Here is a 10,067-nt window from a genome sequence, read left to right as displayed (position 1 = left end):
GTTGGGGTCGGTGTGGGCGGCAAGGTAGCGCAAGTCACACCAACTTGACGGAACGCATCAATCACATCATTACGGCTCATCCCTTTGTCGTCAGCCGCACGCACCACACCACACGCACCGTCATTGAAAGTGCTGTTTGAACGCCAATACATCATGTTGGCAATGGTGAATACTTCAAAGGTCTTGCGTGCATCCCAGCCCGGCTTGTTGGCCAACAGGTAGAAAGCCTTGTTATAAACGCCACTTGAATGGTGGACATCTATACCGTTGTAGTACTTACTGGCATGGCCGATCGACGCACCGTCTTTCTCCGGTTCGCCCATATAGCGCATGGCCTTGCCTTGTGCTTTGAAGATGTCATGGCCAATCAGAAAGCTGGCTTTGCCATTGCTGTAAAACTCAGCTGCTTGTGACGCCATGTCAGAGAAAGCTTCGTTCATGCCACCCGACTGGGCACGATATTCCAGACCCGAATTCTGCTCGGTGAAACCGTGGCTGACTTCATGTGCAATCACACCCAGTGAGGTCAGCGGGTGCATACGTGATGCGCCATCACCAAACTGCATGGTGCCACCACCCCAGTAGGCATTTTCATGGCTACGACCATAATGCACTTGCAGAATCAGCTTGCCGTTGATTGGGCGACGCTGAAACCAGTCCCGATACATGTCAAATACGACAGAACCGCCATAGTGCGCATCGTTGATAGGTGAATAGGCACCGTTGATGGCTTTGTATTCGTTACGTACCGCACCGGTCGACGGGCAGTTGCTGGGTCGGAACGGATCGGTATTACTGGTGTCGGTCGAATGTTGCAGATCGACGGTAATCACGTTTTCGGTTTCGAAACGACAATCGTCTGCCACTTTCATCGCCTTGCGATCACTGCCAAATTCGTGACGGCCAGCACGGTCATTTCCGCCGGGGCCAACAGCGTCACGACGTGCCAGACCTTCCCATTGACTGAGCACACGACCGCTTGTTGCATCAATCATGAAGACCGGCTGGGTGGGACGGACCCCCGGCACATAAAGCGAAGTCAGGTAGAACAGTTGCGCACGACCGGCCTCGTCCAGACGGATCATCAATTCCGCCTTTTCATTCTGACCGCGATTGACTGGTTTGCCGAACATGGCTTGGCTACGCGCTACTTTCAGTGCATCATCTTTGGTCAGCGAGGGACGGATCTGCGGCAGATCGCTCTGGATATCGGCAACATAGGTGCCAGACACAAACGAGGCGACCGAATCCGCCTGCATACCCTGAGCGCCACGTTGTTGCACACCGACCGGCGCGTGTTCGCCGTAAACACGAATACCGTTGTAATACTGTTGATACTTGACCTTGGTTGCACCATTGGCCACGGACAATGATGTTACTGGGCGCAGATCTGCGCCCAGTTGTGGCATATCATTTGCACCCATCGATTGCGCACCCAGATCGACACGTGTTGCAGCCATGGCTTGCATCGCGCCTGCAACCAGCATGGCGCAGGTGGATAACTTTATGATTCGTTTGGTTGTTGTGTGTAACATGCAGCGCCCCTTTGAACTATTTAATTGTCATAATGCAGGGCGAATTTGAGCATGTCATTTTCAATAGTGTCAATATAATAGCTAAGTGAAATCCCCTACACCATTGCTGCCGTTCGATTAGTTAACGCCGTTTACTTATTGATGATTGCATGCTCTGACTTGGTTGCAAGCGTCTCAACACATCTTTGATTTGATATGCGTTGCAACAGCAAGATAATATCGTTTATGCCATTTGCAAATAAACCAATACTTTTCAATTTGTTACAAATTCAGATCAACTACTGAAATCGATTCATGTAATCGTAACCAGATGTTGCCCAGCTCTTGATCAACCACTTCTGCAACTCATTTGTCGAATATATTGGATCACTAATACAGTGAAATACCGCCTGTCCGTTCGTCAGGTCACAAATGATAACGATTTCATTTTGTGGAGATCCCAAGCCATGAAGCGCCTATGACGTAATCGAAAAAACAACGCCATGTGATTTGTCCTGGCAGACCAAATGAATTTCAATCTATTGATTATTCAATAAATTTAAATATGGACGGTACCAGCAGCAATACTGCTGGCAGGTGTTTGAAATCGCTTACGCGCGGACAAATGCCAAATAACTCGATTACCACGATGGAAGTACCTCACCCTTCGTGATTCGAGCAGAACAGGGTACTCGGTTTCCCACACGCACCAATACCCAATCAGCCACATACGGATTTACCACTTGCATCCTTTCCCCGTCGCCGCATCTTTCAAAAGCAGCGGTGCTGCCAGCAAACCATAGCCAGCATAGGCATCACGGCAATCACTACGCTCGGACTTGGCAATGCCTTTGGCCAACGGCGTTTCACGCTCTGCTTCAGGCTTGGCCAGAAAGGCTGGTGGCCCTTCCTTACGACCTTCCTGTCCTACCGCTCTGGCAATGCGACGTGCTGCTTCCAGATCGATATGGCCTGCAGCCGGTTTGGCTGGCACCAAATCGGCCTGGATGGGCGGTGAATGCGGGGTGGTTTCTACTGGTGCCAATTCCTTCTCTTCGTCCTGTCGATGCGTAGTAATCCGGGCAGTCGGCACGGACCTCGCTGGTGTCGGCATGACCTTCGCCGGCCTAACTGCCGCAGGGGCGGCGGTCGCGATGGGCTCCACCACTGGCACAGGCACTATTGCGGGTGGGGGCGGTGCTAGTTTGGCAGGTTGCAGACGCAGTTCGATCACGCGTGGGACAGGGGCCAGCCGCAATTGCCGCGCCTGCCAGCCCTGCCACCCCAAGAACAGGATGGCATGCAGCATTAGGGAAACAACCAGTCCACTGCCGGCCCGGCGCCAGCGAATGCTCGGCGCATCAATCGATACGACAGTGGACGGGGAGATGAACATCGTAGTCATGAAGCTTGGTTACTGGAAATGCGATTGCTATAGACCTGTATCATCGCATCAAGTTGCATGTGAAACATCGCTGTCAGGCACGTCATCTATTCGGCATCCAGTATCGACAAGGTCGTGCTGACAAACAGACTGACTTCTTCACCATCCACCACATAGGGCGGCATGAAATAGAGGGATTTCCCCATCGGTCGCAACAACACACCTTGTGCCATCGCCTGCTGGAAACAACGGTTGGCAAAATCGGGCCGTTCCGTTACCACATCCAGCGCCCAGATCATGCCGGTATGGCGGAAATACTGAGCTTTCGGATGACGATAGATCGGTTCCATCAAGGCGCTGAACCACGCGGCGCGTGTACGGTTGGATTCGATTACGTCTTCATCGCGGAAGATATCCAGCACCGCCAGTGCCGCACGACATGCCAGCGCATTGCCGGTATAGCTGTGGCTATGCAGAAAGCCACGGGTGACATCAACGTGATAGAAAGCCTGATAAACAACATCCGTCGTCAGCACTACCGATAACGGCAGATACCCGCCAGTAATACCTTTCGACAGGCACAGGAAATCTGGTTTGATCCCGGCCTGCTCATGTGCAAACATGGTACCGGTGCGACCAAACCCCACGGCGATTTCGTCAGCAATCAAATGCACTTGATAGCGATCACACAATTCACGGGCGCGCTGCAAATACACCGGGTGATACATGCCCATGCCGGCTGCGCCCTGTACCAATGGCTCCACGATCAAGGCAGCAGTATGGGCATGATGCACCTCCAGATAGTCTGCCAACGATTGGGCACAGCGTTCAGCATAGTCCTCACGGGATTCGCCAGGCTCCGCCAGGCGCCAGTCCGGGCTCATCACTTGGTGACTTTGTCGCAGCAGCGGCGCATAGGTATCACGGAACAAGGCGACATCCGTCACCGACAACGCACCCAAGGTTTCACCGTGATAGCTGTTCTTCAGACTGATGAAACCGGTTTTCTCGGTCAGCCCCAGATTTCGCCAATAGTGAAAACTCATTTTCAGCGCAATCTCGGTCGCCGATGCACCGTCCGACCCATAAAAAGCATGGCCCAGGCCAGTCAACTCGGCCAATCGCTCTGACAGTTCGACAACCGGTTGCTGAGTGAAACCTGCCAGGATTACATGCTCCAGCGTATCCAGCTGCTGTTTGATGGCATCGTTGATACGTGGGTTGCAGTGACCAAACAGGTTCACCCACCAGCTCGACACGGCATCCAGATAGCGATTGCCGTCAAAATCGATCAACCAGGCGCCCTCACCTTTGGCAATCGGCACCAACGGGAGTGTTTCATGTCGCTTCATCTGGGTGCAGGGGTGCCACACAGCCTGTTTGCTACGGTTGAGCCAATCGTTGTTGCTTGTCATCAATCTGCCCTTTGTTGGTAGTGCCCCCATTCTAAAGCACATTGCCGACAGTGCCACCTGCACTACATATGGGTCTGCATGAGCCGAATTGGTGCGCGGACACAAACATCGTCATGAATGAATGGGTTTGATACCAGTCTAATTGCTTGATTCGACGCGGCATCACAACATCGTGATGCCTGCTGGCACACCTTGTGCTGAAGTCAAGCCAGGCGGTATTGTGTGGAGCAAATGAAGATATTGAGCAATACAGGTGCTCACAGCAAGGTCGTGAACAGATTTAAAGAGGAAAGCAGGAGACAAGACCGCGGGCGGCACATTCAACGTGCCGCCCAAGCGGCCCCAGCTCAACAGGACAGAAAGCAGGGAAATGGAGCTACCCCCGAGGGGACAAGACAAGCTGTTGATCCTCACTGCCGCACTGATTACCAAACGCCATAAGGTACGAGGCCTGAAGCACAATTATCCGGCGGCGGTAAGCTTCCCGTCCGCCACCATCATGGCAGGTACCTGTGATGGCCGTACCGTGACAGAACTGATGGGATATGGCACCAAGCCAGTGACGGTGCATCAGCCTATTGCATAGGTATCTGTTCAACGTCTACGCTGCCATCGTGCAGCGCTTTTAACCCCTGCAAGCGAGTAACGACATGACGCCCGATATTGAACTCGTCCGACTGCTGGCCCGCCTCAAATTGCAAGTCCGCCGCGTGCTGAACCAAGCCGTTGATCTGGAAAAGCTGGCCGGTGACGCCAACTACGCCAAGCAACGGTTGACAGAGATCGAAAACCAGACCGAAGACGAAGAGTTGCTGGTCACCCTGATCACCTTGCGAGCCCGACTGTTGCCCGACGGCACCCAGACTTTGCTATTGCAGGGCGAGCCAGCCCAGAACAAACCCCGCACACCATCAAAATACATGTTTGGCGCCCGCTCCTGACCTATTGCCGCATCACGCGATCTGTTGAACAGAAAGACACTTACAAAGACACTTACCATGCACATCATTCGGCTTAGCGCCACGGCCCTTCGGGAAGCAGAACCACAACTCATCAACGTGCTGATCGATACTGTCGCCAATGACGCATCCATCGGCTTTCTGGCCCCACTGGATGAACAGCGGGCGAGAACCTATTTTCGCAGCCTGGAGGCAAGTGTTACCGAAGGCAGCCGCTGGATATGGGTTGCCCTAATCGATGGCCTGATTGTCGGTACCGTGCAACTCGACCTGTGCCAACGCGAAAACGGCCGCAGTCGCGCTGAAATCCAGAAGTTGCTGGTTCTGTCAGACTGCCGACGTCGTGGTATTGCCTCAGCACTGATGGAAACTGTTGAAGACGCCGCCCGGTTGCAGCACCGCAAACTGTTGTATCTGGATACTGAAACTGATTCGCCAGCAGAAACGTTTTATCGTGAGCCGGGATATGAGTTCGTCGGCCGCATCCCTGATTATGCCAGCTCGCCAGATGGCACGCTCCATCCGACTTCCCTGTATTACAAACGTCTCGTCAGCGAGTACAACAGATGATTCCCGGCGAATTACAAGCGGCCGATGGCGACTTGTTGTTGTGTGCGCCAGCCGGTGTTTTATCCATGACCCAACGCTAAATTTACGACTTCATAAGGAATATGCAATGAATCATATGGCACTGATCCAGCTGCTACACCTTCAGAACCTATTCAAGGTCTGTGATGAGCGGCCACCAGCGGGGAGAAGCGCAGCGCAAAAACCGGCGTGTAGGTGTGATACATGAGGATATTGAGCAGCACATGCGCCCTGATCGTGGTCGCGCAATAAGACATTGAACAGGTTCTTACCAACCCGGCACTGCCCGTAGGCGCCACAAAACCCGATACAGCTGACTGTTTCGTTCAAAATCAGGGTCGAAGCGTTACCCATCACACAATTCACTGCTTATCTGCCGTAACCGGAAAATCTTATGACGCAAACCGCTGAACTCGCCCCCACTTTCGCCGATCCCATTCCGTCCCACATCATGCTACGCCCGTATTGTGATGATGACCTGTCAGCCATGCTGTTCGTCATTCGCAGTGCCTTTGCCGAATATCAGGGCTTGCTTGATCCACCCTCCAGTGCCGAACGCAAGACACTGGACATCATTCGCGAGGAGCTGGTTGGCGCCAATGCAGCCGTAGCCATCGGCAATGGCCGGGTAATTGGCTGCGTGTTCTGCCGACCACGTGACGGCAACATGTATCTGGATCGACTGTCGGTACTACCAGGCTGGCGCGGCCTGGGGATTGGCGATTACCTGATACGTTGGGTGGAAAACGAAGCGCGTCGTCAGGAACTCCCCACCGTACACCTGTCGGTACGAATCCCATTGAAGCAGCAGCAGGCTTACTACGCCAAGCGTGGCTATGTATTCAGCAGTTTCGGCACCCACACAGGTTACCTTCGCCCTACCTATCTGAATCTGGCCAAATCGCTTGCACTGCGTGCCAACCATTATTGAGGATATACCAGGCGCCCCCTTGCATATCGGCCTGATTCTGAGGGTGAACCTCCCCCGTTGAAGCGATTTATCATCGCAGTCGATCAAGGATCGCGACAACAACACACCCCAAAGGCAACCAACGCAGGGGGACAAAACAAACCTGCATCACCTTCATCAAGCATCGGGTCGGATTCATGCTGATATGACGACTGCGCTGACTGGGTCAGATCATAGACTTCGGCGTCGCTCGGGGGAGTACAGACGCGCTGTGGCTGGTCAGGGTAACAACAGCCACAGCTGGACAACCCACCGCCTGGCTGGCAAGGTAACCGTGTCAGGCCATTTGAGCCAGCCAACATTACATGCACTATGGAAGATTGGATCAAGCAACATATTTCCGAACAAACTGCGCAATTCGGGAACATGGTTCCGCCTTGGGTCTTTGCACCAACCTGTCACCCATACAGCATGGGATGGCGGATGGGTAGCGGTGAGAGTCACATCATGGCCTGGTCCGCGTGGTGGGATGCCGGAGCACTGAGTGAAGCGGCACGCATCGCCTACTTCAAGCAATGGCCACCACCACCTTGCTGGTTAGTATGGATGATTGAAGCAATCTGGGATCTACAGCCCTGGGAATCAGAAGACGAATTCGACTACAGCCCCTATTTTGCCCAGGCCGAAGCATTGGGATTTGGTACACAGGCCGATTACAAGGCGGATCTAGATGATCCCAGATGGGCATGAATCATGATACCCACCGTTCAGATTGACTTGGAAACCGGGACGTTGAGCCTGAACGGACAGTTGGCAGAGCCTGATTGCCAATCAGCATGACTCACATAATGGTTACCACTGTATTTTGCTGACAGGGCTACAGATGTTCGACCTGCCAACCAAGCTGGGTACTGAACTTTGGCAGTGAACAACTGGAATCCATGAAATGGAACCCTGTGCTCTCTGATCTGCCGATAACCTGCGAGTATGCTGAAGCACAAGCCAAGCTACAGTGCGGTCGTGTCAGCGCGTTGCTTGACACTTGCGCTTTGGCAAACGACAGGGAACGGACTGACCTGCTTTCAGTTGGGGAAGGATCTGGTGAAATACCATTGAGAACAAGAGCGAATACGACTTCTGGCTGGGTTCCGGCATTCAATATCGAGTGTAATTGACACGACAAGACCCGCCGGATCGCCTGACGACGATCCGTTCGCCAAACCAATGCCATTGAACGCAGCCCCCTTATGGGAACGCTGGAATCGTGGGCTCCTGGCCCTCATCTTTCACGTGCGGATCTTCGCGCTCAACCAACTGGCGAATTTCCTCCACTCGTGCCTTGGGCACATCCACCATCAATAGGATCGAGCCTTTTTCCAGTTCAGACTCAAATTGCCGATGCCGGCTATTGGTGGCTGAGATGCCGATCATACCGGCAGCCCAAGCACCAAAAAGTGCACCAAACAGGAACATGGCCAATGTCACACCCCAGATCGGCCCAGTCTCGGACGCCAGGAAAAAAGCTGCTCCAATGCCCAGCAACAGGCCTGTTGCCGCACCCATCAGCAAACCAGTCTGAGCACCATGCACCACATCCGACTCCTGCAATAGATTGGCCTGATGCAAACCAGCATCGCCCAGGTCCATCTTCGCCAGAAAATGGATGTGCCGCTGATCAATACGGGCCAGCAGCAGATCGTTCATGGTCTGTTTCGCCACCTGCACATCCGGTAGCAGGAAATACAATCGCTTACTCATGGTCGCCTCCTCTGATTAAGGGGCTGGAGACATCAGCCGGAACGAGTGGCTGATAAGGTAGTATAGCGACCCTCAAAGCATATTTAAATCAGCAATTTACATTACTTCATCGCAATATACCCACATAAGTACCAGCAATGGCTCGTAACGACAATCCTCGGCATTTACCATCTCAGGACACCATCCCTGCAGCTTTTTTGCATTGGGCCGGATAACGGTAACCGGCTGGCTCACTTGGGTTGTAACCATCAGTCAATGTACACATGAATACCACCACATCGTTGATTTCCGTTTCAGTCAACCGCGGCCGACCATTCAGTGGCAGGAAAGGCGCCTTATTGGTCGGCACATGGGCGGCATAGGCCAAGGGCAAATCATTGAAGCGGATATCTGGTGTCATTCCGTCGGCCTTGATGTACCACTTGGTCGGCGTGATGTCGCGAGTCACATAGAAATCCACCACCTGCTGCAGATTCTTGAACACGCCATTGTGAAAGTAGAACTGCTTGATCGCCACATTGCGCAAAGTGGGGGACTTGAACATGCCACATTTCTCGGCCTGGCCAGCAAAGTCCGCCCGGAACGGGCCGCACAAGCCCAGGTCATAGAATTTGTGAAATGGTGCGCCTAACGTCAACCCGTTCTGTGGCACGAATGATGGCGCTGCGATATTGTCCCGATTGTGCGCAATGTTCCAGTTTCTGGGTGCGCCATTATTGTGGTAGGTGGCGCTGGTGAACAAAGCGGGCAGCGAAGTGTTGACTGGTGACGAACTGTGGCAGGAAGCACAGTTGCCTTTGGCCGGAGCGTTGAACAACTGGAGACCACGCAGTTCCTGCGCATTGAATTGGGCACGACCCTGACTGACGCGGTCGAACTTGCTGGAAAACGGCGCAAACTCGGGATCTTCCTGCTCATACGCCGCCACGGCTCGCCCCATCGCCTTCACTGTATCATCGGCATTGTTCAGTACGGGTTTGCCAAACACCTCCTTGAACAAGTCGACATAAGGACGGGCCAACAGGCGCTGCCTGACATCTGCCGTGGTGGCATTGGCCATCTCTGCCGGGCTGGTGAAAGGCAAAGTCGCCTGCTCAGCCAAACCAGCTGCACGCCCATCCCACATCATCCCACCGAAAGGTGGAATGCCAGGTAATTGACCAAAAGTGGGAGTGAATTGTGCATACAGCAACGTTGGACTATTGCGGAACCCTTGCAATGTCATGTCGCCCCCACCAAATGGGACAGGTTGATCATCATTGGCCGTAAAGGCACGGTTAGGTACATGACAAGTGGCACAAGATTGCTGCCCGGAAGCCGACAAAGCTACATCATGAAATATCCGCTTTCCCAATGTCGCCATTTTCGACAACTGCCCGACTGCTGGTCGTTTCTCTGGCGATACTAGCGCCATCACGTCGGCAGAAGTGGCTGCGTGTGCATAGAGCAGCAATGCGACCAATACCGTACTACCCATCAACAACGTCATCAACCTGACTGGGTACTGTTCACAGATTTTGGCGATTCGGCTCATACGTA

Annotated in this window: 9 protein-coding genes and 1 pseudogene; 5 read left to right on the top strand and 5 right to left on the bottom strand. The window is 53.4% G+C overall.

Annotated elements, in window-relative coordinates:
* From FFS57_RS22330 to bioA, 3 genes are all read right to left on the bottom strand, one after another.
* On the bottom strand, positions 1-1,535 hold a 1,535-nt coding region (locus FFS57_RS22330), incomplete at its 3' end, for a M4 family metallopeptidase (protein ID WP_137940050.1).
* Between the two features lie 715 nt (positions 1,536-2,250).
* Entirely contained in the window at positions 2,251-2,919 is a 669-nt protein-coding gene (locus FFS57_RS22325) for a hypothetical protein (protein WP_137940049.1), read from the bottom strand.
* A gap of 86 nt (positions 2,920-3,005) precedes the next feature.
* Positions 3,006-4,313 carry an adenosylmethionine--8-amino-7-oxononanoate transaminase gene (gene bioA, locus FFS57_RS22320; protein WP_137940048.1) on the bottom strand — a complete coding sequence of 436 codons (1,308 nt, stop codon included), beginning with the start codon at positions 4,311-4,313 and terminating at the stop codon, positions 3,006-3,008.
* 370 nt (positions 4,314-4,683) lie between these two features.
* Here bioA and FFS57_RS22315 point away from each other — a divergent pair.
* The 5 genes and pseudogenes from FFS57_RS22315 to FFS57_RS25895 all read left to right on the top strand — a co-directional run.
* A pseudogene (locus FFS57_RS22315) lies at positions 4,684-4,878 on the top strand (urease subunit gamma); the annotation flags it as partial.
* Positions 4,879-4,963: 85 nt separating this feature from the next.
* A complete protein-coding gene (locus FFS57_RS22310) occupies positions 4,964-5,254 on the top strand; it encodes a hypothetical protein (RefSeq protein ID WP_137940046.1) in 291 nt (96 codons plus the stop codon).
* A 57-nt stretch (positions 5,255-5,311) separates the two neighbouring features.
* On the top strand, positions 5,312-5,842 hold the full coding sequence (locus FFS57_RS22305; RefSeq protein WP_137940045.1) for a GNAT family N-acetyltransferase: 531 nt from the start codon (positions 5,312-5,314) through the stop codon (positions 5,840-5,842).
* Between the two features lie 412 nt (positions 5,843-6,254).
* Positions 6,255-6,791, top strand: a complete 537-nt coding sequence (locus tag FFS57_RS22300; protein WP_137940044.1) for a GNAT family N-acetyltransferase — start codon at positions 6,255-6,257, stop codon at positions 6,789-6,791.
* Positions 6,792-7,277: 486 nt separating this feature from the next.
* Positions 7,278-7,520, top strand: coding sequence for a hypothetical protein (locus FFS57_RS25895; RefSeq protein WP_249384124.1), 243 nt, complete (start codon positions 7,278-7,280; stop codon positions 7,518-7,520).
* 495 nt (positions 7,521-8,015) lie between these two features.
* Here FFS57_RS25895 and FFS57_RS22290 read toward each other — a convergent pair whose 3' ends face one another.
* Both FFS57_RS22290 and FFS57_RS22285 read right to left on the bottom strand, forming a co-directional pair.
* Positions 8,016-8,528 carry a DUF1269 domain-containing protein gene (locus tag FFS57_RS22290; protein ID WP_137940042.1) on the bottom strand — a complete coding sequence of 171 codons (513 nt, stop codon included), beginning with the start codon at positions 8,526-8,528 and terminating at the stop codon, positions 8,016-8,018.
* A gap of 172 nt (positions 8,529-8,700) precedes the next feature.
* Positions 8,701-10,062, bottom strand: a complete 1,362-nt coding sequence (locus FFS57_RS22285; RefSeq protein WP_137940041.1) for a cytochrome-c peroxidase — start codon at positions 10,060-10,062, stop codon at positions 8,701-8,703.
* Between the last annotated feature and the right edge of the window lie 5 nt (positions 10,063-10,067).

It is taken from the genome of Chitinivorax sp. B (assembly GCF_005503445.1).
In the GTDB taxonomy this organism is placed as follows: domain Bacteria; phylum Pseudomonadota; class Gammaproteobacteria; order Burkholderiales; family SCOH01; genus Chitinivorax.
Note: the sequence above shows the minus strand (reverse complement) of the source record. Positions and strands in the feature narration are given on the sequence as shown.

What these genes read in the sequence shown, in the direction of transcription:
- FFS57_RS22325 (WP_137940049.1), bottom strand. Translation starts at nt 2,919, where the DNA reads ATGACTACGATGTTCATCTCCCCGTCCACTGTCGTATCGATTGATGCG.
- bioA (WP_137940048.1), bottom strand. Translation starts at nt 4,313, where the DNA reads ATGACAAGCAACAACGATTGGCTCAACCGTAGCAAACAGGCTGTGTGG.
- FFS57_RS22310 (WP_137940046.1), top strand. Translation starts at nt 4,964, where the DNA reads ATGACGCCCGATATTGAACTCGTCCGACTGCTGGCCCGCCTCAAATTG.
- FFS57_RS22305 (WP_137940045.1), top strand. Translation starts at nt 5,312, where the DNA reads ATGCACATCATTCGGCTTAGCGCCACGGCCCTTCGGGAAGCAGAACCA.
- FFS57_RS22300 (WP_137940044.1), top strand. Translation starts at nt 6,255, where the DNA reads ATGACGCAAACCGCTGAACTCGCCCCCACTTTCGCCGATCCCATTCCG.
- FFS57_RS25895 (WP_249384124.1), top strand. Translation starts at nt 7,278, where the DNA reads ATGGCCTGGTCCGCGTGGTGGGATGCCGGAGCACTGAGTGAAGCGGCA.
- FFS57_RS22290 (WP_137940042.1), bottom strand. Translation starts at nt 8,528, where the DNA reads ATGAGTAAGCGATTGTATTTCCTGCTACCGGATGTGCAGGTGGCGAAA.
- FFS57_RS22285 (WP_137940041.1), bottom strand. Translation starts at nt 10,062, where the DNA reads ATGAGCCGAATCGCCAAAATCTGTGAACAGTACCCAGTCAGGTTGATG.